The organism is Rothia nasimurium (genome assembly GCF_928381415.1).
GTDB classification, from domain to species: Bacteria; Actinomycetota; Actinomycetes; order Actinomycetales; family Micrococcaceae; genus Rothia; species Rothia nasimurium_H.
The window spans coordinates 87039-113676 of sequence record NZ_CAKMSF010000001.1; the positions used below are offsets into that span (position 1 = coordinate 87039).

A 26638-nucleotide genomic window follows, 5' to 3' on the forward strand; every position below is an offset into this window, starting at 1 on the left:
ACAAAGAGTAGAAGCCGTAGCAGGTTAAGCAGGCAGGTGCTCGCTACCTGCTCCCGGTACAGCCGGACGCACCCGCCCCGCCTTCGTCGATGAAGGCGGGGCGGGCGCGTCCTTGGGGGTTCTTGTGCTACTTCTTCTTGTTCAGCTGGGCTGCCTGGGCGCCGAACTTTTCAAGCAGTTCGGGCATATCCATGGGGGCGGTGACCACCTCAATGAAGACCAGCTTGTCACGGTTTTCCTTGGCAAGGTGGCAGGCCTCGTCAAACTCGCGAACTGTAGCTGCCCGCAGAGTTAGCGTGTTGGCGTCCGTACCGCTAAAGGCTGCCGGAATCTTCGACCAGTCGTAGGCGGTGATGTCGTTGTACTGGGCCTCGACGCCGTGAATCGACCGCTCGATGGTGTAGCCGTCATTATTAATCAAGAAGACCACCGGGTTCACACCCTCGCGGATAATGGTGCCAATCTCCTGAATCGTCAGCTGGGCTGAGCCGTCACCCACCATCAGCACGCCACGGGAATCGGTATCGGCCATGGCCGCACCCAGCAGGGCCGGAATAGAGTAGCCGATAGAACCCCACAGGGGCATGCCGATAAAGCGGGAGTTGCGTGGGAACTTGCGGGTTGCCATGCCGAAGAAAGAGGTACCCATATCGACCACAACGGTGTTCTTCTCGTCCAGGTTTGATGAGAGAACCCGCCACAGGACGTCCTGGGTCAGGGCTTCGTCGGTGATCTCAGGTAGGGGCTCGTCGGTGGTGGGTGCCTCAAAGGGGGTGCCCTTCAGGCCGAGCTCTAGGGACACTTCTTTAACGATGTTCAGGGCGCTGGCCATGGTGAGCGGGGCATAGTGGCGACCGGCGATGCTGGTGCTTTCAGCACCGATGTTAATAACCCGCCCAAAGTCTATCTGATGTGAGTATATGCCGGTTGTGGTATCTGTAAATTCCACGCCAGCGCAGACCAAAACCTCGGCATCTTCCACTACCGCACGGGTATGTTCAGCCGACAGTCCACCCACGTAGATGCCCGCAAAGTTAGGCTTGGTTTCGTTCAGTACGGCCTTGCCCCACATGAGGGACGCGAAGGGGAACTTGGTCTCGGTCACCAGGGCGCGGACGTCCTGCACCGCCCCCAGACGCTCAGCCATGATATCTGCCAGCACCGTCACGCTCTTGCCGCGCATGAAGTCGGCGACGGCGTCCTTGAAGAGGGCCTCAATATCGGGCGAGGAAACGTGGCTATCCACATCGAGCGGACGCGACGGGGGAGTGGCCGGCATGGTCGATACATCAACCGGCAGCATCAGGTAGCCGGGCTTACGGTGGATGACGGCGGTGCGGATGACGCGGTCGATATCGGTCGCAGCGGTCGCCGGGTGCAGGGCCGCAACGGCGGCAGATACCTCGGACGCCATACGCATAAAATGCTTGAAATCCCCATCGCCCAGGGTGTGGTGCATGCGCAGGTGAGAATTCTGGGCCGACAGGCTGGGTGCACCCACAATGTGAATCACGGGCACATTCTCAGCGTAGGAGCCGGCAGTTGCGTTGATAGCTGACAGCTCACCCACACCGTAGGTGGTCACCAGGGCGCCCAGGCCCTTGACGCGGGCGTAGCCGTCCGCCGCATATCCGGCGTTGAGCTCATTCGCGTTGCCCACCCAATCCAGCTTCTCGTGCGCCAGCACATCGTCGAGGAAGAAGAGGTTAAAGTCCCCGGGCACACCGAAGACCTTATCTACGCCCAGCTCAGCCAGACGATCGAGAATGTAGTTACCCACGGTATAGGTCATCATTGACTCCTTGTACTAGGTAAAACAGGCCGTGTGACCTGCGCCATTTACCTTCCAGTGTAGTGGGTTTCGCCCGCCCCACCATTGGGCGCCGAGCGCCTGAGTCTTAGCCTGGCGTGCAGAATCACTGTATCTAGCACCTGTGACCTTTGTTTAAAGGTTTCAGCACCTCCTTACCGGGCTTTACTACTAGACTTGGGGAGGACGCTTTACCCCCCCGCTGTGGCCACAAACAAGGAGAACGATGAGCTGGTTCGAGATTGCAATGCCTCTACTGGTTGGGCTTATCTATCTTTTTGTTCCGGGCCTGCTGATTTCGGCGGCTGCCCGGCTACGCGGGTTTGAGGCTTTTGGTCTAGCCCCGGCGCTTTCTGTGGCAGCTATTATGCTGGGTGCAACCGTGACTCCTATGCTCGGTATTCGCTGGGCTTTATGGGTTCCGTTTGCCTCGGCTGTAGTGCTGGCTGCCGTTATTCTGCTTGTGGTTCTAGTAGGACGCTGGGCTGGGCTGGGCTCTGCTCCAGCTCGTTCACATCAGGGGAGGTGGCTTCCTCCTCAACGTTCTGTAGTGGCTAGTGCCTGGTGGTCGAAAGATCAGATGGTGTACTGGGGCAGCTTCCTTGTGGGTGCCCTCCTGCTGTGGCGCAACGTTACGAATGCTATTGGCCAGCCTGAATGGATTTCTCAGACCTGGGATAACAGCTTCCATCTCAACGCAGTGCGTTTCATTGAAGATACAGGTAGCGCCTCGCCCCTCACCCTGGGTGCAATGACAACGGTTGAAGGGGAACCTACCTTTTACCCCGGAGCTTGGCACGCTATCGTTTCGCTCATTACGATGGGCTCAGGCGCTGACATACCGGTGGCAACTAACACTATGGCTGTAGTGGTTTCGGCTATTATCTGGCCTCTCAGCACAGTTTTTATGGTGCGCCAAATTTTTAAGCTGAACACCGCAGGCGTCGTGGTGGTGGGAGCTTTCGCAGCTGCCTTTACTGCCTACCCTATTCTGTTGCTTGATTTCGGTGTGCTGTACCCGAACCTTCTAGGTATTGCCCTGATGCCTGCCGGTATCGGTCTGGTAGCGCAGCTCTTCCGCATGGTAGCGGTTCGCCGTATCTCAACCCTGCAGTCGGTGGTCTTAGGGGTCTGGGTAGCTTTGGCTATTGCGATTGCCCACCCCAACGCAATCATGTCGCTCCTGGTAATGATTATTCCTCTGCTGCTTGGCCGCGTCATTCTTAACTTCGTTACTAGCTTTAAGCACCGTGCCTACTGGGGTGCGGCGGGAGCCACAGCCCTGGGCGTTGCGCTGATTTTCATCGTGATGAACATTCTGTGGGGTGTGGTCCGTCCGCCCCAGGCCGCAGGCGAAGTGTGGGGCCCCGTCCTCACCCAGGGGCAGGCTCTTGGGGAACCCTTTGCCTTTGCCGCGATGGGCTTTAAGCCCCAGTGGTTCCTGGCCATTGTTTTTGTCATTGGCCTGTATACGTTCACCCGCCGTGCCAATGTTTACTCCCTCTGGGTGCTTGGTGCTTGGGCTGTGGTTGTTTACTTCTATGTAGCTGCCCGCTCCTTGGCATGGGAGGACGGACGCTATGAAGTCGTAGGCCTCTGGTACCACGATTCTTTCCGTCTGGCCGCCCTCTTGCCCGTTATGAGCGTTCCTATGCTGGCCCTGGCTGTGCACTGGGTAGCGGAAAAACTGGTTGCTAGCCAGTGGTGGCAGCGAACCCAGTGGGAGAGCGCCCGACGCATGCTAGTAGTCGGTGCTGTAGCCCTGTTTGCTGTAGCTGGGTTTGGCCAAACTAGCACCGCTTTGCAGAACCAGGTTGAGGCGAACTACTACGAGTATGCTCCTGACCCTGAATCTGACCTCTTGAACACCGATGAGTTCGACATGCTTGAGGTGCTCGATGAGTATGTGCCCGAAGGTGAGACCGTTGTAGTGCAGCCTTTCACTGGCGCTGCTCTGGCCTATGCAATAGCAGACCGTCCCGTGACCGCCTACCACACTATCTATTCCGCAGATGATGATGTGAAGTACGTCCAGGATCATCTGAATCAGGCTCTCACAGACCCTCAGGTCTGCCGTGCTCTGGATAACCTCAATGCTGACTACTATCTTGACTTCGGTCGTGCAGAAGTCAGCGGGCATGACCACAGTAGCTGGTACGCAGGCTTTGAGGGGCTAGCTGAATCTGGAGTGCTGACCGAGGTTCACCGCGAAGGTGATGCTGTTCTATACAAGATCACAGCCTGCTCAGCGCCCTAAGGCGGGCTATCCCAAACTGATAGACTGGGCCATACGCATGTTACCTATCGGCCGATAGATGCACGAGACAGGAAAGCCAGCCCACAGATGAACAGTGAATCTGCACCGCAGGAGCGTCCGCGCGTTCTGGTGATTATGCCCGCCTGGAATGAGGAAGAGGCTATCGGAGCGACGATTGCTGACCTTCGGGCCAAGGCTCCCTGGGTTGACCTGGTCGTCATTAATGACGGCTCTACAGATAGTACGGCCCAAGTGGCCCGCAAGGCCGGTGCTTTCGTCATTGACCTGCCCTACAACATGGGGGTTGGTGCTGCCATGCGAACCGGGTACCGGTATGCCCGCCGTATGGACTACGACATTGCTATGCAAATGGATTCGGACGGCCAGCACCCACCTGAGTTTATCGACACCCTCATTGAAGGCCTGAACCGGGCCGATATCGTTATCGGCTCCCGCTTTGCAGCCTCTGATACCTACAAGGTACGAGGCCCCCGTAAATGGGCAATGGGCCTGCTCTCCTTCCTCTTCACCCGTATCTCGGGTGAGAAATTTACCGATGTCACTAGCGGCTTCCGTGCGGTAAACCGCCGGGGCATTCAGCAGTACTGTGAATTTTTCCCTGCTGAGTATCTAGGGGATACCATCGACTCAACCGTGATGGCTATTCGTTCTGGCTGCAAGGTCATTCAGGTACCGGTAGAAATGCGGGAACGGCAGGGCGGCACTCCCTCATCAGGGCCTCTAAAATCAGCTATCTACCTGGTGCGATCCTTTTTCGCCTTCGGTATCTCCATGACGCGTAAGAAAACAGCCGGGGAGGGCTAAACATGCCGTCAAATGTCTTTTTTCTGATCCTGTCGGTTCTCATCTTCGTTATGGTCTTCGCCCAGGTGCGCAACCAGAAGATGAAGGAAAAGTACGCTGCCCTGTGGTTGCTAGTGTCTGCAGCTATTATTGTGCTGGCTCTCTTCCCCCACCTGCTGAGCACACTTGCTGACCTGACAGGCGTCATTGTGCCAGTCAACCTGCTTTTCATGCTGGCAATTATTATGCTTATCGGTATTTGCCTGCACCTGACTCTAGATCTCTCACGACTGGGGGAAGATGCCAGAACCTTGGCTGAAGAAGTGGCGATGCTCAGAGCCCAGCTAGAGCAGGGAAACGCTGAGCACCCCCGCCACCCCGTACCTACTGAAAGCCGCCCGGAAGAAGAGGGCAAATAGAGACTATGAATATCGCCTTCGTTATCAATAACTACCCCCCTAAGGTGGGCGGCCTTGAGCAGCATGTTTCTGCCCTGTCAGCCGAGCTGCACAGGCTAGGGCATAAGGTCACTATCGTAACCCTCTCAGATACACCCGGTGTGAGCGTTGAAAACGGTATCAAGGTTTATCGGCTCAAGGAATACCTCACCGTCGACGGCATCCTTGGTTTCCCATCTCTAGTGGGCCTTACCCGCCTCGCTAAGGTGCTGAAGCGCGAGAATATCGATGTCATCTCGATTCATACCCGCTTCTTTAGCATGAGCTGGTTTGGGGTTGCTTTAGGCCGAATGATGAAGATTCCCGTAGTCCATACCGAGCACGGTTCGGGCTTTGTGGTCTCGGAGAAGGCTGTTATTCGCCTAGCAAGTCAGCTGGTAGACCGTACATTGGGTGTGCTGACACTCCGTGCAGCTTCTAAGGTTTTGGGTGTTTCTCAGCCCTCCTGCGATTTTGTTAAAAAGCTTTCAGGTGTAGATGCTGAGGTTTTTTATAACGTTTCTCCCCTGCCTATGGCTGCCCCTGAAGATGTTGTCTTCCAGCGGAAAAAGCTTGTCTTTTTAGCCCGTGTAGTTGAGGTGAAGGGTTGGCGGGCCTTTCTCGAAACTGTCCAGCAACTCCATGCAGAAGATGCTGAGATTACCGGTGTAGTGCTGGGTGCTGGAGCTGATTTAGAGAAGGCTAAAGCGTATGCCGCTGAGCTGGGTATTTCTGACGCAGTAGATTTCAAGGGCTTTGTCGATCACGCAACTGTAGCTCGTGAGCTTCGCGGGGCGACCTTGGTTAACCCCACTGTGGCAGCCGAAGGGTTCCAAACCACCATCATCGATGCTTACGTTTCACAGGCAGCAATCGTTACCTACGATGTATCGAGCGCCCGGGTGCTTAAGGACGCCGGGGTTCGGGTTCACATTGTCGGCCAGCAGGGTGTACCTCAGTTGGCGGCAGCTGTACGTGCTGAGCTCGCGCAGGGCCCCCAGGTGTACCCTGTAGAAGACCTCCAGCAGTGGGGCTGGGCTAGCCAGGGTAAGACCTATGAGCGAATCATTCAGACTTTTAGGCATAAGATTCACGAGGAGTTGTAGTGGAGAAGATAGAGGGAACCCTTGCCGTTATTGTTCGTAGCGGGGAACTTAATCGGTGGGTAGATGAAGCTATGAAGTCTGCCCTCCAGAGTGACGGTATTGATTTAAAGGTTGTTCTAGTTCTGAACGGACCTAACATCAGCCTTGATGCTACTCAAATACAGTCTGAGGAAGAACAGTACCCGTGGCTTACTGATAGCAGAGTTTTGGTGTTGCGCTTTAATCATTATCTGGGGATGAGCGGTTCAATCATTGAAGGTATTAAATATGTCAATACTGAATACATCGCTAATCTCGATGGTGATGATATTGCTCTGCCCCATCGTTTTGCAGAACAGCTAGAGTACCTCCAGTCTCATCCAGATTGTGTTCTAGTGGGAGCGCGTGCTCATATGATTGACGAGAACGATCAGCAAATCGGTGATTTGAAGTCTGTGGTATCGGATGACGTGCGTAAGAGCCTCTTCTTGTTTAACCCAATCCCTCATTCATCCGTCATGTTCCGTAAGTCCGCATATGACAAGATTGGGGGGCATACTCCCGGGCTAGACCAGTGTGAAGACTATGATTTAACCCTAAGAATCGGTACCTTGGGAAAAGTTGCTGTGTTGCCTGAATTCTTGGTGTTGTACAGAGTCCATACCTCCAATTTAAGCAAGGGTGCTTCACCTCGAGGGCCTCATGTGGATTGTGTAACTCGTGGCCGCCGCCAGCTCGCGAAGACTCTTGGCGTTCCCGCCGTCCTGGCATTACCCCCGCACTTGCTGTGGCGCAGCGTCCAGTTTGTGCGGGCGTCCGGGCTTATCCGCCCCCTGCACGAGTACTTCACCTACTTCAAACGTTCTTAAAACATCGAGGGGCAGCTCAGCTGCCCCTCACGTTGTATGCACTGTTAGATGGCTGGTGCGGACGTCTGTGTTCGGCTCAGTACCTCCATGCCGGCAAGGTGCGCTGCCGCACCGATGACCGGGCTAGCCATCAAGGCCACAATGGTTTTAGTTTCAAGATCTAACGGTAGTAGCAGACAGCCAAAAGCAACCACAACGGTAACTACCCAGCCTGCAAGGTAGATGCGGTGGGCGCCCATCGCCAGGGCCGCCGTGCCTGACAGCGTTGTCACCGCTAGAAGGGCCGCAGCAAAAGTGAGAGCCGCAAGGAAAGCACCGTCGAGCTGCCCGGCATACTTCTCGTAGATTTCATCGAAAAGCCAGGGACCCAGCAGATAAGCTGCTCCGGCTCCTACCGCCCCCAGAGCTAGCAAAGCCCCTACAGGTTTAAGCAGGGCAGCGGTAGGGCGCTGGGCATGGGCCAGGAAATAAGACACCGCGACACCCTGAAAAGCTTGCAGGGGCATCATGATGGGCGCGCGAGTGATGGAGATGCCCAAAATAATCGCGGCCAGAAGTGCATCGGACTCTGTTTCTGCCTTCGAACTTGTTGCTTCCAAGAAGATAGGAAAGCCCGTAGACATAGCAGCCATAGCTACCGCGGTCCCCACAGCTAAAAGCATGCTCCGGTATGCCGCGCCTGGGCGTCCTACCAGACGCAAACGAGTCGCTGAGCGTACCCGGGGTGAGAAAGCCACAAAAATGAGCCAGAGGAAGGCCGTTGCCAAGAAAGAGAGCTGAAAGGCAAGCAGGCCGCCCCCAACCACAGATACAAGCAGGGTGCATAGGAAACAGAAAATACCGCCGGTTGAAATCAACAGGGCATATTCTGTCCAGGAACGGGTGCCAGCCATCGCCCCAATGCAGTAGACGTGGCAGGCATATACAGCCGTCACCAGGGTAATCAGAAGTACTGTTCTCCAGTCCCCTGCTGGTAGAACGGTGCCGATCCACACCGGTGTAAGAGCTGCAAAAATGAGAGCACAGGTGAGACCCACCCAGGTCGCTACCACGAGCGGGTTGTAGGTTCTCTGACGGGGGACAGAAGCAGAATTGCCCTTGCTTAAATGATGAGAGCCGATGAGGCGCGCTGACTCTTGTTGAACCCCCAACAAAGTTGCGAACACCAAAGAAGTAAGAGACCAAAAAACCAAAAAATCTTTGTTGTCTTCGACCGTTAAAGATCGGGCAGCTAGCCAGGTCACCAAGAAAGTAGTACCCGCGCTAATAATGGATGAAGCCGTAATAAAAAGCGACTGGCCGCGACTAATCACAGCTTCGGTATGTTCTTCGCTCACGGAATCTCTATCTTCTATGCCGATAAGGAAAGTATCTCTAGCTTATCCGTCTTGCCACTTCAGAAAGCGTTCTAGGGTATGCCGTATGATGGTTTTGTGCCACACTCCTCACATCATTCACCCGCTGCCCCTGTGCTCTCAATCGTCGTGCCCGCGTATAACGAAAGCGCGGGAATTCAAACGTTTCACGAGACACTTCTACTCCCAGCACTAGCTGCTGTTACGGAGCGTCTTGCTGAGCGCTCCATGGGGGCTGACCCCTACGAGATTATCTATGTGAACGATGGAAGCACAGATAATACCCTTGAAAAGCTTCAGGAGCTTGCCCAGGGGAGCACTACGACAAGAGTAGTTAATCTGTCGCGGAACTTTGGTAAAGAAATCGCTACAACGGCAGGTATCGAAGTTGCCCTCGGGCAGGCCGTCCTTATTATGGACGCGGACGGCCAACACCCACCTGCCTATATCAGTGATTTTCTATCCCGTTGGGAAGCTGGCGCCCAGGTTGTGGTGGGTGTGCGCTCGAACGATGCTGGTGGCTTCTTCAAGACCCAAGGGTCAAGGTTCTTTTACCGAATCCTCAACTCAATTTCGGAGAGTCAGACGGTACCCCGGTCTACAGACTTCAGACTGCTAGATCGAGTTGTTGTAGACGAGTTTCTTCGCTTTAGCGAACGAAATCGCATAACTCGAGGCCTCATAGACTGGCTGGGCTTTAAACGCGATTACATAGAGTTTGAAGCTCCCGACCGTCTGGCAGGTGAAGCTACCTACAGCATGCGTAAGCTAGTGGGGCTTGCCCTCAACAGTTTCACCACGATGAGTATTAAGCCTCTTTTTGCTTTCGGCTATCTGGGGCTCTTTATAACCCTGCTAGCTTTTGTCGCGGGGCTGACGATTATTGTGCAACAGTTCCTGATGGGGGATCCCCTTGGCTGGGACATCACCGGTTCCGCCATGGTCGGAATACTCGTAGCCTTCCTCGTTGGTGTGCTTTTGGTAGCGCAAGGAATATTGGCTATCTACCTGTCTCACATTTATGTCCAAGCCCAGGGGCGCCCCCTTTACGTTATTGACCGCACCTCATCACGAAACCTTATTGGCTAGTCCATGCTAGATTTCCTACAACGCAATAAAACCCTGGTCCGCTATATTCTTGTGGGCGGAACCGGTGTGCTGTTTGAACTTGCCGTAATCTTTGTGGCAGTTAAGGTTTTTTCTGCCAGCGACGCCGCTGCCGTTACTGCCAGCTACTGGCTAGGTGTAGCTTTCTCTTTCCTGCTTCAAAAGTTCTTTGCTTTTGAAAATAAGGACGTCCGGGTCAAGTCTGTGGGGTATCAGACGGTCTCCTTTGGTGTACTTCTCGCAGTCAATTACATTTTCACTCTTGTCTTCGTACACTTCACGGCGGCCTTCTTGGGTGTCTACCTAGCGCGCATGGTGGCTCTTGTCATTACCACCGGGTGGAACTTCTTTGCCTACAAGTTCATTATCTTTAGGAAGACTGGCAATGCGTAAAACTCTCATTTCTCAGCAGACCGAGCCTATGCGCCGAAACTTTCTGCCCATTGTGACTCTTGCCGTTCTCGCTGCCCTGGTTGCCGGTACTTTCCTTTATTTCGCGGCCCGTGCCAGTATCATTGCGGACGATTTTAGCTACTTCAACGTCTACGCTCACCAGGGGAACCCTTTTACCTACGTCGTAGACCACTACCTCACCCATAATGGGCGTATCGGGCAGGCCTCCCTCTTCGCCTTCACCTACGCTCTTCTAGGTCAAAGCGCTATACAACTCGTCCCTGCTCTCATGTTCCTTACCCTCGTAGCTGCAGTGGCATACATAATGAGGCGTTTGGTAAGTTTTGAGCAGTCGCCCATAGTTGTTTCGCACAGCTTAGCTACCCTTATTGTTGCCGGTGGACTTGTGCTTTCACCCAGTATGTTTGACTCCTACCTGTGGCTAACATCGAGTACTGTCTACCTGGGCGGGCTTACCTTTACCGCTCTGACCTTTTGCCTAGCTTTCTTTCTTGCAGAACGAAAAATCACAGTCCGAGGGGCTCTTGCCCTGGCCCTAGCTGCAACCTGGGCAGGTATGTTCACGGAGCCGCTGACTATCTGCACCGGCATCGCTGGTTTCCTTCTGCTGGTCGCCGGCCTTCTTAGGCGCGAAGTAACTTTACGTCTCGTAGGAGGGGCTCTCTGGCTGGGGTCCCTTCTGGGCTTTGCCCTCATCTATTTCTCACCTGGAACTATGGCTCGCAGGGAATATTATGGGACAGAAATATCTCTCACTGGAATCCTCAAAAATCTACCCTCCGACCTCTCCCTCTTCTTCGGGCACTCCTCTGACTGGGGATATCTGCTCATTGCTATCTCGGCACTTTCCCTCTACGCCCTGAGCGCTCCTACCTGGAGGGCGTCCCTGCACCCCCTACGGCTCATGGGGCTGGCTTTAGCAATCTTTACTATCTACTTCCTTGCCCACACCGTTATTGCAAAAACAGGTAGCCCCACCATCGCCCTGCGCACCTTCACCAACCCTGCGTTCGCTATGGCTATCACTAGCCTGCTAGGTCTTCTTGCCCTAGTGCGCCTCGTAAGCCCTCACAAAGCTAAAGTTCCTGCCCTGCTGGGGGCTGGCGTCCTCGCGCTTCTTACGCTCTTGCCTGCTACTTCCTACACTGCCACCACCGCTGCGGCCCTCAATCTGCGCGCAGAGCACCTGGAACTTCGTGGCGAATCTATTGCCCAACAGCGTGCTGAGAAGGGCGCCAATGAACCTATCGAGTTTGTCCCCGTGCGTATTGCACTCGTTAGTGAGGCTGTAGATCTTCAGCCTGCAGGGGCCCCTCAAATCGAGTGGGTCATCAATGCAATCAGTACCTGGTACGGAGTCGACGATGTTAGCCGGGTAGTAGTTATTCCCGAGCCTGCCGATTACTGCCTTCCCGCTAGTCATCTTGTGAAAGCAGACCTTACCTGCCCCGCCTTGTAAGCTCTCGGAGACCTAACCGGTGCCTGTGGTAGACTGCCCAAGTTGCCCAGCCATCGGGTAGCAACCGCACCACAGAGAAGCAGCATAGATGAACCGAACTCGCCACAGACACAAGCCCTTGGGCAGCTTCATTGAGCAACCCAAATTCAGGCCAGAAGTGCAAGGCCTCCGGTCCCTGGCAGTCCTTCTCGTGGTTATGTACCACGTCTGGTTCGGTAAAGTGTCTGGCGGTGTCGATGTCTTCCTCTTCATCTCAGCCTTCCTGCTCTCGCTGTCGTCCTTACGTAAGATTCAGGACGGCAAGCCCCTCAAGGTCGTCAGCTACTGGCTCCACGTCTTCCAGCGCCTACTGCCGGCGGCTGCAACCGTCATCCTGGCTACCCTGGTCGCCGCCTATTTCGTCATTGCTCCCTCACGCTGGGCATCCCTTTTAGCTGACGCCAAAGCAGCGCTCTTCTACTTCCTCAACTGGCGGCTAGCCTTCAACTCGGTGGACTACTACGCCCAAGACGCCACTCTCAAAACCCCCTTCCAGCATTTCTGGTCTCTCTCCATGCAGGGCCAAATCTTTATTCTCTGGCCCCTGCTGTTTGCTTTCGTGGCCTTTCTTGTGGGTTATCTGCGTCTGAAGGTTCTCCCCACCGCCCTATTTGTTTTTGGTACGGTCTTCGTTACCTCTCTTACCTTCTCCATTATCGAGACCTCTACCAACCAGTCCTTTGCCTACTTCGACACCCGCACCCGCCTCTGGGAGTTCGCAGCCGGCACCCTGCTCGCCATGCTCGTACTAGCCTGGCGAGTGCCGTCCTGGTTGAAGGTACCCATGGGTTGGGTGGGCGTTATCGGCCTTGTCACCTGCGGTTGGCTCCTGCCTGTTGAGCGTGCCTTCCCCGGTTACTTGGCCCTCTGGCCCCTGCTATCGGGTGCTTTCGTCATCGCAGCGGGTCAAACTGGCTCCCGCCTGGGCGTAGACCGCCTTCTCTCAGCTAAACCTCTACAGAAGATGGGGGCAATCTCCTACTGCCTCTACCTGGTGCACTGGCCCATTCTCATCCTGTACACCACCGCTATTGGGGAGCCTAAAGCGGGTTGGCTTGACGGAACCCTGGTTATTCTCTCCTCTATCGCGGTAGCGTGGCTCCTGCACAACCTTGTTGAAAAGCCTCTACGAGCCTGGGAAAAGAAACCCAGCCGCCACGCCCTGCGCCACGCAAAGCGTAGCGAGACTCCGTGGAGCCGTAAAAAGCAGGACGCTCGGGGCAGCTGGAAACGCCCGGTAGCTATTATCACTGCCTGCCTGGCCCTCATCGGTGGCGGCATATCTGCAGGCCAGGTGTGGGTAAACCAGCAACAGGAACAAGCAGAAGAACTTGCCCTGCTGGCTGGAACCGACGCCTACCCGGGCGCGCTTGCTGCGGGCAGCAGTCAGCTATACCGCAACCTCCCTATTCCCCAGGGAGACGTGCTTACCCAGTTCGATAACCTAAGCGAAAGATGCGCTACCTACAACGCCAACATCAACCCCGCCATGGCAGAGCACTGCGCAATCGACCACTGGGGCAGCTCTGATGCACCCCTCACCATCGTGGTGGGAGACTCCCACGCTGAACAGGCTATTTCGATGTACCGGCCCATCGCTGAGGCCAACGGACAAAATATGATGGCCTTCCTCATGGGCGGTTGCAAATTCCCCACTCAGCCCGAAGGTTGGGTGGAGTGCGCAGACTTCAACCGCGATGTTACCCAAGAGATTCTTAACCTTAAGCCCGCCAATGTCGTCCTCATGGGCACCGCAGCTAGCGCCACCGACACCAATGAAACGATTATTAACGGGTTAGAAAATACTGTTGAGAAATTTACGGATGCCGGCATCAACGTCATCGTCTTACGAGATAACCCCCGTTACGACTACAACATGTACGTGTGCGGCCAGGTTAACCTGCGCAATCTTTCCAACTGCTCTGTGCCTGTGAGCGAGAAGCTAGCACCTGTTAACCCGTCACTGGCCCTGGCAGAATTTAACCCCCGCGTCTACACCGTAGACCTAACCGAGCAAATCTGCCCCAACGGTATTTGCCGGCCATTGGAAGGCAACGTCTTCATTTATATTGACGACAACCACATCTCAAAGGCGTATGGTTCCACCATGGCGGTAGAGATGGAAAGCCAGCTCCTTACCCAGGGCTGGGACCCCTCAGCCGTCAACCCCACAGGCTAGCAACCACCATACGGAATACGGGTGCCCCGGCTTTGACCAGCCGGGGCACCCGCGCATACGCTCAGGGTACTAACGTACGCACACACGCCGGGCAGGTGTAGCCGAGCCGGGCGTCCGCACCCCGCAGGAAAACTATGACCGCACCCGCCACCCCGCACAAACGCCCGCGCAAGGCCGCCCTGGCCTCCTGGATCGGTTCAGCGCTGGAATACTACGACTTCGCGGTCTTCGGTACAGCCGCGGCCCTGGTGCTCAACCGCATCTTCTTCCCCGAAGACTCGGATGCCGCTGGAATCCTCAAATCCATGATGGTGCTGGGCGTCGCCTATGTGGTCCGCCCCTTTGGCGCTATGCTGATGGGCCCCCTGGGGGATAGGTTCGGACGCCGCTTCGTGCTCATGCTGACTCTCTTCATGATGGGCGGGGCGACCTTTGCCATCGGCTGCCTGCCCACCTACGACCAGGTGGGGCTGCTTGCCCCCGCCCTGCTGGTACTGTGCCGGGTCTTCCAGGGGTTATCGGCGTCGGGTGAGCAGGCGTCCGCTATCTCAATGTCGCTGGAACATGCCCACGACCACCAGCGGGCCTTCACCACCTCCTGGACTCTCCACGGCACCCAGTTCGGCTCCCTGCTCGCAACAGCGGTCTTCCTGCCCTTTGCCGCCTTACCCGAAGAAGACCTGCTCAGCTGGGGCTGGCGCGTGCCCTTCTGGCTCTCAGCTTTCGTACTGGTGGCTGCCTGGCTGATTCGCCGTCGCCTTGAAGAAGCTCCCTCCTTTGTTGAAACCCAGGCGCAGCAGGTGATTGATCCGGCCCGTCGTAAGGCACCTCTAGCTGTTGTTTTCACCCGCCACAAACGGGCGGTCGCGGTGGTTGCCCTGTGTGCCATGGTCAATACCGTGAACATGGTCTTCACAACCTTCTCAATCTCTTTTGCCACCAAGGGTCACGGCCTAGACTCAGGCGTGATGCTCTGGGTACCCATCGCCTCTAACGGCCTGAGCCTGCTCGCTATCCCGCTCTGGGCTACGGTCGCCGACCGGGTCGGCCGCAAACCCATCTTTGCTACCGGTGCCCTGGTTGCTGGCGGTCTGATGTTCCCCTACCTGAACGCTATTACCAGTGGCAACGTGGTGCTGGTCTTTGTCTTCGGTGTGCTCATGCACGGGGCTTTCTACTCCATGGCCAACGGTATCTGGCCGTCCTTCTACGCCGAAATGTTCCCCACACAGGTGCGCGTAACCGGCCTGGCACTCGGCACCCAGGTCGGTTTTGCTCTCTCTGGCGGTATTGCTCCTGCAGCCGCAACGGCTCTTGCCGGGGACGATTTTGGCAACTGGGTAGGCCCCGCCGCCTTTACTCTGGGCATGGCTGCCCTGGCAGCTACGGCCGCTTTAACTGCTCGAGAGACCGGGAAGCTCTCCTTGGCCGAGGTTGATCGGGTGCAGGAGCGCTAGTTTTTCTGAGGGCACGTCCTTGTTAAGGGAGTTTGAGGCAATCTCAGACCATAGGGTCAGCGATATACTGGCCGATAAGCTGTCGTAATTTATTACGATCATGGACACTCAAACCATCAATATTCCTTCGTCTCAGATGGGCTCTCATCGTATGTAACTGGTGTGCTGTATCCCTGCGCAGACCAATAAGATTTTCCCGTTGAAGGCTCCAAGGAATGGTAGGGAATTGATCACGTATCAGCAGGAGTGATTTGAGATCCTTGAGGTCTCTGTCAAGATAGCCTCTGCTTAGGGCAGCAAAAGTCTTTAGGATGACAGCCTGTTCAACGGGAGGAACGCATACGGTAACCGTAGTGCTAAACGCTGAAAAATACACCTCAAGCAAGATAGGAGGAACAGTGAGAACATGCTCCAGCTCGAACAGAGAATCAAGCTGTCGTAAGTCACCTTCACGAGCAAGAGGAATTGGTGCAGCTCGAATCTCCCCCGCTTTTCGGCTGGCGTTGAAGGGCTGTAGAAAATTTACTTCCTGGTACTCCCGCGTACCATGCCACCCTCGTGTATATGCAGAGCCGCCTGCTCTAGTGAAACCTGCTTGCACGAGCTGCTGATCAGCCTTTGCCAGTAACTCAAGAACTGACCTGTTCTTTACAAGAGGTGTGTCAGTATTACCTAGAGCGGCATCTGTATCGAGCGTGAATCTGGGTTCAGCGTGACCTGCTAAGGGGTAAACCTTTTGGAGAAGCATAACCATTTGCCCTCCAACAATTCGATAATCTGTTCTTCCGCTGTATGCTTGGGCAACGAGCAGTAGAGTTTCATGCGCGAGGAACTCAGCTCTACTTGACGGGGTTAGCGTAACTGAGAATATGGGCTCAGACATTAGCTCATTGCCCCTTCTAATATTTTGGTTTTAAGTATCTGAGTAGCTTCGCGGATATCTGATTCCTTGCTACAGGCCAGAGTTAAGTATGTGTCAACGGGGTCAGTGTAGATTCCAGGGAGCTCAGACTCCTGGCTCCACCATCGTGCGGTGGCAAAACGTGTGGGATCAGCTGGTATCGATATCTGCATAGTTGCTTTTTCTGGTGAGCTCTCGAAAAAGCCTTCTTCTTCCAAATCAGTGACTTTTGAAGCGAGCACTAGACATGTCTGGGGGTGCTTCCACGGTGAGTACATGTCACCAGCTACCACCCCAGCTACTGCTGATGAGATATCTGCAGACGATAGAACCTGACGAATAGTTTTAATTTGTTGAACAAGGGGTGCTGGAGAGAACCAGGATGTGACGAGGTCATGTCTGCTCGGGTAGGCGAATTCGAGCCAACGCAATAGGTCTGATTTGTGAGTGGTAGACGCGGAATCGTCATATTGTTTGAGAGTGTGACGAAGCAGGTTATAGGTGCGTGAGACGGTGGGCTGGGAGATGTTGAGTATATCGGCTAGTTCTTGTTGGCTTGGAGTTTGCGGAGAGAGGATATGTATTCGAGCCAGTGCGTAGAGATTCCAAGACCTAGGACGGTGCCCCTTCTGGGAATTTTGGGCTATGCTTTTCTTCCCGTAGAAAGTGCCATCGAGATAAGCAGAGCCCTGGTCGAGAGCAATATAACTGCTGCCCGTTTGTATGAGGTGTTCGCAGGCTCTGGGGGTAATGGTTGATGCGATAACAAGAATTGCTGAAGTTTCATCTCCACCGACGCTGCGGTGACTGTGGGACTCGTAGGGAGCTAGCTGGTGTACCTGTGCGGCTCCTACTGTTTCGAAAATATGTGTGGAGAAGGCGACAGTTTTGCTGTTGGGGAGCTCTAGCATCCAGTATTGGTGTGTGTGGTTGAGCGGCTGTTGAGGGAAAGCAGAAGCTTCGAGGAGAACACTGCCAATCTCTTGTAAGAAGCCGTGGATAGTGTATTTCGGCATTATTACCGCCTTTACGAGGGCATATACATGATACTAACTAAAATAAATATAGCGTATATGACAAATTTTATAATTTATGGTATATCAAGTTTTGGTGTAGCGCTAGGAGAGGTTTAGTTAGCTTTTCTGAGGGTAAGGACGTGCCCGCCCCGGCTTCTGTGAGCCGGGGCGGGCACGTCCTTGTTAAGGGAGTTTGAGGTAACCCTACTTGCTTGCGAGTTTGGCCTCGATGGCTTCACGGAGGGCCTGTGCTCCTTCGACCCAGGCGTCGAAGTCGCCGTTACCCTCAATGTCGGGCAGGGTGCCAGCTTCGAGACGGGCTGCGCGGAAGGCGCGGGCGATATCGTTGACCGAAGCCCCGTGCTTCTTCTTCATCTCGTACACGAAGGTGATACCCGCGTGGTTGATCATACGGTTAGCTGCGCGGGTTGCGATGATTTCGCTACGCAGAGGGTGCTCGTCGAAATATGGGCCAAACTTCTCGGTAGCAGGAGCAGGGAAGTAGTCAGCCAGGACGTCGCTGAGGTCAAGGTCGGGCTCATCGGCGTAGCCGCTGTTAACAAGGGCTGCGGTGAGGTCGATCTTTGCGTAGGCGGTGAGTACCGAGAGTTCGGGGCTGGTGAGGGGGACGTGTGCCTCTGCCCGGTCTGCCAGGTCGGCATCTGAGGGGAGCAGCTCAACCTCGCGGTCCAGGTGGACGGTTTCGGTGAGGTGGTCCATGAACTCACCGGCGATGGCATTGGTGTTGAAGGCTTCGGTGCGTTCGGCCTGAAGCAACACGTTCTGCTCGAGGTTGGAGCGTAGTACCCGGCGGCCTACTTCTTCCACCTGCTCAGCGATAAAGGCTGCGCGCTCGTTTTCGTCAAACTCGCCTGCTTCGATAGCACGACCCATGAGAATCTTGAGGTTGACTTCGCGGTCTGAGGTTTCAACGCCGGCGGAGTTGTCGATCGCGTCGGTGTTAACGAGGATGCCACCTGCGGCTGCCTCAATGCGGGCTCGCTGGGTCAGGCCCAGGTTGCCGCCCTCGGAAATGACGCGCACGCGCAGCTCGGGTGCGGTGATGCGGAGCTTGTCGTTGGTGGAGTCCCCTACCTGGCTGTTGCTTTCTTCGGTGGAGCGCACGTAGGTGCCGGTGCCACCGGTGTAGAGCAGGTCTACCGGCGCCTTGAGTATAGCGGTGATGAGCTGGTCAGCAGAGAGAGTCTCTGCGGATTCCTCGATGCCTAGTGCTTCCTTCGCTTCGGGGGAGAGCTCGATTGCCTTGTCTTTACGGGAGTAGACGCCGCCACCTGCCGAGATGAGCTCGGGGTTGTAGTCGGTCCAGTAGGCGCGGGGTAGCTCGAAGAGACGCTGACGTTCCTTGAACGATACGGCTGCATCGGGGTTGGGGTCGACGAAGATGTGGCGGGAGTCGAAGGCGCCAATCAGGCGGATGTGCTCTGAGAGCAGGGCACCGTTGCCGAACACATCGCCGGCCATGCCGCCGATGCCCACCATGGTGAAGTCTTCAGCCTGAGAATCGTGCCCCAGGGCAGCGAAGTGGCGCTTGACCGACTCCCATGCGCCGCGGGCGGTAATACCCATTTCCTTATGGTCGAAGCCTACCGAGCCGCCGGAGGCAAAAGCATCGCCCAGCCAGAAGCCGCGGTCTAGGGAGATGCCGTTAGCGATGTCTGAGAAGGTTGCGGTTCCCTTGTCGGCAGCGACTACCAGGTAATGGTCGTCCTCATCGAGGGCTACAACGCCCTCGGGGCGGACGATGGTCTGCTGGCCGTTGTCGGTCACCAGGTTGTCGGTGACATCGAGCAGGGAAGAGATGAAGAGCTTGTAGGCAGCTACACCCATCTCGTTGTACTTCTCCTGCTCGGAGTCGCGGTCGGGCAGGTTCTTGGGCACAAAACCGCCCTTGGAACCGGTGGGGATAATGACGGCGTTCTTGGTGACCTGAGCCTTCACCAGGCCGAGCACCTCGGTGCGGAAGTCTTCGGGGCGATCAGACCAGCGCAGACCACCGCGAGCAACCTTGCCAAAGCGCAGGTGCACACCTTCGAGGGCGTCACCTTCGACAAAAATTTCAAAGAGCGGCTTGGGAAGGGGGGCAAAAGAAACGTCGCGGGTTGAAATTTTTAGGGCGATGGTTTCTTTACCCTGATAGGCGTTGGTGCGAACAGTCGCGAGGACGACCTCAAGCAGCTTGGTGAAGAAATCCTGGGTTTCGTCGTCCAGCTTTTCGATATCGGCGCGCACGTCTTCAGCCGCTGCGCGCTGGGAGGCGCGGCGGGCGTCCGCGTCCTTTTCGAGGGCTGGGTCGAAGCCGGTGCTGAAGATATCGGCAATACCTGCGGCGAGGCCGGGGTTGTCGGCAAGAGCCTGGGCCATGAAGTCTTCGCTGAAGTTGGCTCCGAGCTGCAGGAGGTGGCGGGAATAAGCGTGCAGAACCTTTGATGAGAGAGCTGAAGTAGTAGTGGCTGACATCATCTGCCCTTCTAGTCGGGGAGGGCACCTTAGTGCCCTGGTGGAAATTCCAGCATAAGAGGGGTGAAGAAAGGTGGCGATACCGTTTTTGCAATGTGAGACTGTATGTCTCGAATGTGAAGAGCTAGCGGACGCTTGCTCCTTCCAGGGTGTTGAGGTTCACTCCCACGGGCTTCCCGACTACTATGTAAGTGGAACACACACCTGCGTTCCCAGATATCACAACGGAGTGACATCCGCCCCAGCGAAAGGCAAACCCTTGCTCACGAACGATCGTTCAGCCCACTGGTCCGGCAACGAAGACTGGATTAACGAATACTACCGTCACAGCTCAGCTGATGAGCTTGAAGGTTTGAGCGACCAGCAGCTTACCAACCTTGCCCAGGCGCACCGAGCCCTGGCAGAGCAGCGGGAAGCCGGTGAAGCCCTGATTTCGGTGAGCAACGACGACGCGGGCAGCACTCTCTATATCGTTGTAGACGACACCAGCTTCCTCGTCTCTTCTATCACCGCCCAAATTGCCGCTAACTGGGGCGGTATCTCGGGTCTGATCCACCCCACCTTCGTTGTAGAGCGCGACTCAAACGGCCACCTGACCAGCGTCACCGGCACCGGTTTTAAGCAGCCTGTAGCAAGCGGTGACACCGTTTCTATGCCTATTCTGCGCGATGCAGCCACCGGCAATATTGGAGCCGGCGCCACCATCGAGTCATGGATTGCCGTTCGCCTTACCTCTCGCGTTGAGGGCGATAGCATCGCCCGCCTTGAAAACGAAATTCGCTCCATCCTGATCGACGTGCGCCGCGCCGCCCGTGACAACGACGCCATGGCCGCCCGCACCCTCGACATCGCAGAAAAACTGGGTGAACTGGCAGATGTAACCCTGGGCGGCGCTGCCCACTACACCGGTTCCATCAACTCCGATGCCGACCCCATGACCCGCATCGAATCGGTCCAGGAATTCCTGCGCTGGCTTACCCGCGGCAACTTCCTCTTCATGGGCATCAAGGAACGCGACCTTTCAGGTCGCTCAGGCGACCTGCTGCTGACCGACCGTGACGGCTCTGGCCTGGGTATTCTTGCCGACACCGGAGAAGGTGACCCCATCGTCCTCACCGGCCTGGGCCTCGAAAACGCTCGTGATCCCAAGCCCCTCTACATCACCAAGGCCAACTCTCGCTCCACCGTGCACCGCCACGAGTACCTGGACTACATCGGTGTGCGCGACTTTGACCGCACCGGCAAGATCGTGGGCGAATACGTCATTCTGGGTCTCTTCTCCCGCCAGGCCTACTCCCTGCCCGCCGTCGAAACCCCTCTGGTGCGTGAGCGCGTTGCCATTATGCGCCGTCACCTGGGCTACCAGCCGGGCTCCCACTCCGATAAGACCCTGGCCGGCATCATTGAGGACTACCCCCGCCTCGAGCTTCTCCACGCCGACCTACAGGAACTTACCGATACCTTCCGTGGCATCATGGGCCTGGAAGAGCGTCGCACCACCCGCCTCTTCCTGCGTCCGGACGCCTTTGGCCGCTTTGTCTCCGCCACAGTCTTCCTGCCCCGCGACCGCTACAACACCCACGTGCGTCAGCGCCTGGAAGCTGTCTTCCACGAGTTCATCGACATCGAAAGCCTAGACTTCGAGGTCTACCTCTCTACCTCGTCCCTGGCTCGTATTTTCTTCCGTCTACGCCTGACCACCCCTAACACCATTCCTGCCCTGGATGCCAAGGCGATTGAGCGCCGTCTGCAGGAAGCTACCCGATCCTGGGGCGAGGCAACCGCGGCTGCCGTTGAGACAGCAGCTGCCGGCGAAGGTTTGAGCGCCGAGGACGGCCGTGCAGCCGCCTCAGCCTGGTCTGAGGCTGTGCCCATGACCTACCGCGCAGATTACGAGGTTGAAAACGCCGTTGAAGATATCAGCATTTTCGAATCCCTGAGTGAGGCTCAGCCGGCTGCTATCCGCATGGGGGAGCGCCAGGATCGCACCCGCGTAAAGACCTACCTGGCCAGCGCCCACACCCTCACCGAGCTGCTACCCGTGATGCAGAATATGGGTCTGGTCGTTATCGATCAGAAGCCCTACGACATCACCCCGGCAGACGGCCGCAGCTTCTCCCTCTATGACTTCGGTGTTGAACTGCCCGAGGGCGTGGAGGCAGATAAGGTCGCCACCCTCTACGAGGACGCCCTGAACGCCTACCTGTTGGGCAAGCGCGAGTCCGACAGCCTGGACCGCCTGATTCTGGCAGAGGGGCTGACCTGGGAGCAGGTCCGCGTGCTGCGCGCCTACACCCACTACCTGGTGCAGCTGGGGCAGGTCTACACCGCAGAGTTCATGTCTGATACCCTGCTTGCCTACCCTGCCGCTACCCGCCTACTCGCCGACTACTTCGCTACCAGCTTCGACCCCGACGCTCAGTTCGAAAGCGACGAGCAGCGCGAGGACGCCCGTGAGCAGGTCTGGCGTGAGCTGGGCGGCGTCCTTGACGCCATCCCCACCCTCGACGTGGACCGCTTCATGCGCTCCCTGGCCACCGTCATGAAGGCGACCCTGCGCACCAACGCCTACCTGGACCGTCCGGCTCTTGCCCTCAAGGTGGCACCCGGCCAGATCGATTTCGCGCCTCTGCCCCGCCCCACCTTCGAAATCTTCGTTTATTCACCCCGCGTTGAGGGTGTGCACCTGCGCTTCGGCTCCGTTGCCCGCGGTGGCCTACGCTGGTCTGACCGCCGCGAAGACTTCCGCACCGAGGTGCTCGGCCTGGTCAAGGCACAGATGGTCAAGAACGCCGTCATTATCCCCACCGGCGCCAAGGGCGGCTTCTACCCCAAGCAGCTCCCCAACCCGGCCCTCGACCGAGACGCCTGGATTACCGAAGGTCGCGAGTCCTACAAGGTCTTCATCGCCTCCCTGCTCGACGTCACCGACAACCTGGCTATCGAGGCTGACGGCAGCGAAACCGTCGTACACAACCCCCGCGTTATCGCCCGCGACGGCGACGACTACTACCTGGTCGTAGCCGCTGACAAGGGCACTGCATCCTTCTCAGACACCGCTAACGCCATCAGCGCAGACTACGGCTTCTGGCTGGGCGACGCCTTCGCCTCCGGCGGCTCCGTCGGCTACGACCACAAGGCCATGGGCATTACCGCCCGCGGCGCCTGGGAGTCAGTCAAGCGCCACTTCGCTGAGCTGGGCATCGACTGCCAGACCGAAGAATTCACCGCCGTCGGCATCGGCGATATGAGCGGCGACGTCTTCGGTAACGGCCTCATGCGCTCTCGCGCCACCCGCCTGGTCGCAGCATTCGACCACCGTGACATCTTCCTGGACCCCAACCCCAACGCCGAGGTCGCCTTCGACGAGCGCGTACGCCTCTACAACCTGCCCCGCTCCTCCTGGCAGGACTACAACCCCGAGCTCATCTCAGCCGGTGGTGGTGTCTACTCGCGCGGCGCTAAGTCAATCCCGATCTCTGACCAGGTACGCGAAGTGCTGGGCCTAGACGAAGACGTAACTGAGATGGCTCCGCCCGAACTGCTCTCCGCCATCCTCAAGGCCCCCGTCGACCTGCTCTACAACGGTGGTATCGGTACCTACGTCAAGGGCTTCACCGAGACCCACGCCGCCGTAGGTGACAAGGCCAACGACGCCATCCGCGTCAACGGCCGCGACCTGCGCGCTCGCATCGTGGGTGAGGGCGGCAACCTGGGCTTCACCCAGCTGGGTCGTATCGAAGCTGCCCGCGCCGGCATCCTCATCAATACCGACGCCATCGATAACTCCGCCGGTGTAGAGACCTCAGACCGCGAGGTCAACATCAAGATCCTGGTAGACCGCCTGGTCACCGCCGGTGAACTCTCTGCCGAAGAACGCGCAGGCTTCATCGAAGCCCAGCGCGAGGACGTCGGCGCCCAGGTGCTGCGCACCAACGTTGAGCAGAACGTGCTGCTGCAGGCTGAGCGCCACGGTGTGGTGCCCGGTGTTGAGGCCTACATCCGCCTGATTCACGACTTGGAAGAGAACGCCGGCCTCAACCGCGAGGTGGAATTCCTGCCCACCGACGAGGAAATCCGCGAACGCTACGAAGCCACCGGTGAAACCCTTAACGGGCCTGAGCTGGCCGTTCTCGCAGCCTATGTGAAGATTCACCTCACCGCAGAGCTCGAGAAGACTGACCTGGCAGACGACCCCTACCTGGCCCGTGTGCTTACCGAGTACTTCCCGCCCGCCCTGGTTGAACGCTTCGGCGAGCACCTAGAATCTCACCCCCTGCGCAAGCAGATTATCTGCACCCGCGTTGCCAATGAGATGGTCAACCTGGGCGGCATCACCCACGTCTTCCGCGCAGTGGAAGAAACCGGTGTGGGGGTAGACGCCCTTGCCCGAGCCTTCTACGTTTCACGTGAAACATTTGGCATTGGCAACTCTGCACGGTTGCATCGCGGGCTCCCTGCTTCCGTTCCTCTGGAAGGCTGGCAGGCTGTTATCAAGGACTGGCAGCGTGTGCTCGACCGCCTGGCCCGCTGGTTTGCGGCCGAACGTTCGGTGGTTGTGGGCACGCCCATCGCCGAGATGGTTGAGCGCTTCAAGCCCGTTGCAGAGCTCATTCCTTCACTCAAGGATTACTTCTCAGAAGATACTCGTGCCCGAGTTCGAGCCATGCGTGACCAGGCTGAAGAATGGGGCCTACCCGAGGAACTCATCGTCAACTGGATTCGTGAGTTCGAAGCCTTCGCCCTCATGGATGTTGTGCGCATCGCAGAAGCTAACGGCCTCTCCACCGAGCAGGTCGCCCGCGTCTACTACTCGGTCTACGACCGCTTCCAGGTTGACCTGCTACTGACCACCATCTCTAAGCTGCCTCGTAACGACCGCTGGGAGACCCTGGCTCGTTCGTCCCTGCGTGATGACCTGTACGAGATTGCTGCCTCCCTGGCGCTCAACGTCGTCCAGGAAGTTGGTGAGGGCGTGGCCGCCGGAACCGAGAGCGGCGACACCGCGGTAGCCCGTTGGGTAGAGAACCACCCCGTCCGTATGGGCCGTGTGGACTCCATGCTGGCTGAGATTCAGGACGCCGCCCCCGGCGCCGATGGCCGCCCCCGCCTGGCCGTCCTGCAGGTAGCCCTGCGAACCCTGCGCGGCGCCGTGAGCTAGAAGGGCTAGCCCAGGGAATCTGATGCCCCCGCTTCTCTGTCTGAGATATTCCAGACTGATACTAGAGAAGCGGGGGGCATGTCTTTGCCCCGCATCAGTGGGTTTTAGATAATTACCTCAGCCTCTCAGCTCCCTTTGTTAGAACTGAGGAAGTGGGGAATCGGCGCTTACCTATTGCGGGGGCTGGCTGGTGGGAGCTGGGTGGCCTGCTAGCTCACCGGTGTTGTATCGAGTCAGTAGTTCTAAGAATAGGTTCTGGTCAGCCGCTGACCAGCCTACCAAGCGTTTTCTGATGAGCTTTGTCCAGAGTTCATCAGAAGTGGCAAGGACCCGCTGCCCCTCATCGGTGAGGGTGATGCGGTGCGCCCTGCGATTAGTGGGGTCGGTTTCGCGTTGCAAATATCCTTTAGCTTCAAGTGCGGCTACCTGGCGGCTAATTGTTGATTTGTCGGAGTGAAGAGCCTCAGCTAAAGCAGCTGAGCTTGCCCCTGCATGCTCTCTTACAAAACCCATGAGCAGGGATTCAACATAGCTAAACCCTGGGTCATGCCTTACCCGGGAGTTTCGATAGTCCTTAATGAGTACGCGCAGCTGGTGTAAGAGTGGGTCAAGCGTCTCATCTGCGGCCATTGATTTTTCCATCGGGTCTCCTTAGTATCAATAGTTGTATAATACAACTATCTTTGGGAATCTTATGTCAGTCATCAAGTCATCTGCCGGGGCTGTGCCGGCAATGCCTGCTTCTGCAACCAAGCACAAACACGCCCACTCGCCCATCCCCGGGATGCCTGCCCTGGCAGGCCATGCTCTGCTGAGTACACTGATGGCCTTTCTTATGCTCTTACTCTACCTAGGTGGCTTCCACCGACCGGCACCTCAAGATCTTAACCTTGCTATTGTGACCGATAATCCCCAGATAGCAGCTGCCTATCAAGCCGGGCTGCAAGAAGCTCTGGGGGAGGGTGCCCATATTTACCCTCTGGCATCTGCCGAAGAGGCAAGGATTCAGCTACAGAACCGGGAGCTCCAGGGGGCTTACATCCCCGAAGAAGGAAGGGCTATAGTCCTTATTGCTTCGGGCGCATCGGGGACTACTGCAGAAATCGTCAACAAGATATTCCAGAGTGCAGCCCAGAAACAGGGAGTAGCCCTCACCGTCGAAGACCTGGTACCCCTTGAGGAAGCTGACCCCATTGGCCAGAACTCCTTTTTCTACCTAGTAGCCCTATCCGTTGGGTCCTATGCTACTTCTCTTGCTATTGCTGCCGTTGGCATGCACAGTTCTCTCAAAGAGCGCCTGTTGATGGCGTTCATCGCTGCCCTAGCAATCCCCACCCTTTTCGTGCTGGCATCAAATTGGGGCTTCGGTGTCTTTGAGGGGCATTTAGGAGCGGCATGGGGCCTTTCCCTGGTTTATTCCGCGGCAGTTCTTATGATTGGCATAGGGCTGCGTCCCATTGTGACCCACTACAGCACCTTGCTGATGGCCACCCTCTTTGTCGGAATGAACTTCACCAGCTCGGGCGGTGTTTTCTCACCTGAGGTGCAACCTGCCTTTTTTGGCTTCCTCCACGAATTCTGGATTGGTGCTGGGTTTGTTGAGACGATGCGCAACCTGACCTATTTTCCTCAGCTTCCAAACACCCACTCCCTCGCAGTTCTCTTCGGCTGGTTGCTTGTAGGGTTCATCTGTTTGATAGCAGGTAAGGCCTGGGAAAACCGTCAGCGGCAGAAACTACATTTTGCACACTAACCTGCCAGCAGGTCGCCCTTCCCTTACCACGTACACACATTGCCCCTCACCATGTGT

At 56.8% G+C, this 26638-nt stretch carries 18 protein-coding genes; 12 read left to right on the forward strand and 6 right to left on the reverse strand.

Annotation, left to right across the window (positions count from 1 at the left end; all coding sequences use genetic code 11):
- Window positions 1-127: 127 nt before the first annotated feature.
- Window positions 128-1795 carry an alpha-keto acid decarboxylase family protein gene (locus L7A20_RS00470; RefSeq protein WP_237222009.1) on the reverse strand — a complete coding sequence of 556 codons (1668 nt, stop codon included), beginning with the start codon at window positions 1793-1795 and terminating at the stop codon, window positions 128-130.
- Window positions 1796-2036: 241 nt separating this feature from the next.
- Here L7A20_RS00470 and L7A20_RS00475 point away from each other — a divergent pair, with 241 nt between their 5' ends.
- The 5 genes from L7A20_RS00475 to L7A20_RS00495 all read left to right on the forward strand — a co-directional run bounded on the left by L7A20_RS00475 (window position 2037) and on the right by L7A20_RS00495 (window position 7262).
- Entirely contained in the window at window positions 2037-4067 is a 2031-nt protein-coding gene (locus L7A20_RS00475) for a DUF6541 family protein (RefSeq protein WP_237222010.1), read from the forward strand.
- An 87-nt stretch (window positions 4068-4154) separates the two neighbouring features.
- Window positions 4155-4892: a glycosyltransferase family 2 protein gene (locus tag L7A20_RS00480; RefSeq protein ID WP_237222011.1), complete on the forward strand. Its 738-nt coding sequence runs from the start codon at window positions 4155-4157 to the stop codon at window positions 4890-4892.
- Between the two features lie 2 nt (window positions 4893-4894).
- Window positions 4895-5290 (forward strand): DUF2304 domain-containing protein, encoded by a 396-nt coding sequence (locus L7A20_RS00485; protein WP_237222012.1) that lies wholly within the window; start codon window positions 4895-4897, stop codon window positions 5288-5290.
- A 5-nt stretch (window positions 5291-5295) separates the two neighbouring features.
- The gene (locus tag L7A20_RS00490; RefSeq protein WP_237222013.1) at window positions 5296-6414 is read left to right on the forward strand and encodes a glycosyltransferase family 4 protein; all 1119 of its coding nucleotides are present in this window, start codon (window positions 5296-5298) and stop codon (window positions 6412-6414) included.
- Window positions 6414-7262: a glycosyltransferase gene (locus tag L7A20_RS00495; protein WP_237222014.1), complete on the forward strand. Its 849-nt coding sequence runs from the start codon at window positions 6414-6416 to the stop codon at window positions 7260-7262. Before L7A20_RS00490 ends, L7A20_RS00495 begins: the two co-directional genes overlap by 1 nt.
- A 44-nt stretch (window positions 7263-7306) precedes the next feature.
- Here L7A20_RS00495 and L7A20_RS00500 read toward each other — a convergent pair whose 3' ends face one another.
- Window positions 7307-8599 carry a hypothetical protein gene (locus tag L7A20_RS00500; protein WP_237198260.1) on the reverse strand — a complete coding sequence of 431 codons (1293 nt, stop codon included), beginning with the start codon at window positions 8597-8599 and terminating at the stop codon, window positions 7307-7309.
- Between the two features lie 78 nt (window positions 8600-8677).
- Here L7A20_RS00500 and L7A20_RS00505 point away from each other — a divergent pair, with 78 nt between their 5' ends.
- The 5 genes from L7A20_RS00505 (at window position 8678) to L7A20_RS00525 (ending at window position 15272) form a co-directional block, all read left to right on the forward strand.
- Window positions 8678-9706: a glycosyltransferase family 2 protein gene (locus L7A20_RS00505; protein ID WP_237222015.1), complete on the forward strand. Its 1029-nt coding sequence runs from the start codon at window positions 8678-8680 to the stop codon at window positions 9704-9706.
- A gap of 3 nt (window positions 9707-9709) precedes the next feature.
- Complete coding sequence (locus L7A20_RS00510) at window positions 9710-10117, forward strand: GtrA family protein (RefSeq protein WP_237187420.1); 408 nt, start codon at window positions 9710-9712, stop codon at window positions 10115-10117.
- Window positions 10110-11597 carry a DUF6056 family protein gene (locus tag L7A20_RS00515; protein WP_237187419.1) on the forward strand — a complete coding sequence of 496 codons (1488 nt, stop codon included), beginning with the start codon at window positions 10110-10112 and terminating at the stop codon, window positions 11595-11597. The genes L7A20_RS00510 and L7A20_RS00515 overlap by 8 nt, the downstream gene beginning before the upstream one ends.
- Window positions 11598-11685: 88 nt before the next feature.
- A complete protein-coding gene (locus L7A20_RS00520; RefSeq protein ID WP_272879195.1) occupies window positions 11686-13815 on the forward strand; it encodes an acyltransferase family protein in 2130 nt (709 codons plus the stop codon).
- Between the two features lie 134 nt (window positions 13816-13949).
- Window positions 13950-15272, forward strand: a complete 1323-nt coding sequence (locus L7A20_RS00525; protein ID WP_237222016.1) for an MFS transporter — start codon at window positions 13950-13952, stop codon at window positions 15270-15272.
- A 43-nt stretch (window positions 15273-15315) separates the two neighbouring features.
- Here L7A20_RS00525 and L7A20_RS00530 read toward each other — a convergent pair whose 3' ends face one another.
- The 3 genes from L7A20_RS00530 to L7A20_RS00540 all read right to left on the reverse strand — a co-directional run bounded on the left by L7A20_RS00530 (window position 15316) and on the right by L7A20_RS00540 (window position 19670).
- The gene (locus L7A20_RS00530) at window positions 15316-16155 is read right to left on the reverse strand and encodes a hypothetical protein (protein ID WP_237198264.1); all 840 of its coding nucleotides are present in this window, start codon (window positions 16153-16155) and stop codon (window positions 15316-15318) included.
- Window positions 16155-17189 carry a helix-turn-helix domain-containing protein gene (locus tag L7A20_RS00535; protein ID WP_237198265.1) on the reverse strand — a complete coding sequence of 345 codons (1035 nt, stop codon included), beginning with the start codon at window positions 17187-17189 and terminating at the stop codon, window positions 16155-16157. Before L7A20_RS00535 ends, L7A20_RS00530 begins: the two co-directional genes overlap by 1 nt.
- A 204-nt stretch (window positions 17190-17393) precedes the next feature.
- On the reverse strand, window positions 17394-19670 hold the full coding sequence (locus L7A20_RS00540) for an NAD-glutamate dehydrogenase domain-containing protein (RefSeq protein ID WP_237222017.1): 2277 nt from the start codon (window positions 19668-19670) through the stop codon (window positions 17394-17396).
- Between the two features lie 256 nt (window positions 19671-19926).
- Here L7A20_RS00540 and L7A20_RS00545 point away from each other — a divergent pair, with 256 nt between their 5' ends.
- On the forward strand, window positions 19927-24828 hold the full coding sequence (locus L7A20_RS00545; RefSeq protein WP_237222018.1) for an NAD-glutamate dehydrogenase: 4902 nt from the start codon (window positions 19927-19929) through the stop codon (window positions 24826-24828).
- 171 nt (window positions 24829-24999) lie between these two features.
- On the opposite strand, the gene L7A20_RS00550 is transcribed toward L7A20_RS00545, so the two are convergent.
- The gene (locus L7A20_RS00550) at window positions 25000-25470 is read right to left on the reverse strand and encodes a MarR family winged helix-turn-helix transcriptional regulator (RefSeq protein WP_237198268.1); all 471 of its coding nucleotides are present in this window, start codon (window positions 25468-25470) and stop codon (window positions 25000-25002) included.
- Between the two features lie 52 nt (window positions 25471-25522).
- Here L7A20_RS00550 and L7A20_RS00555 point away from each other — a divergent pair, with 52 nt between their 5' ends.
- Window positions 25523-26581 carry a hypothetical protein gene (locus L7A20_RS00555; RefSeq protein ID WP_237222019.1) on the forward strand — a complete coding sequence of 353 codons (1059 nt, stop codon included), beginning with the start codon at window positions 25523-25525 and terminating at the stop codon, window positions 26579-26581.
- Window positions 26582-26638: the final 57 nt, after the last annotated feature.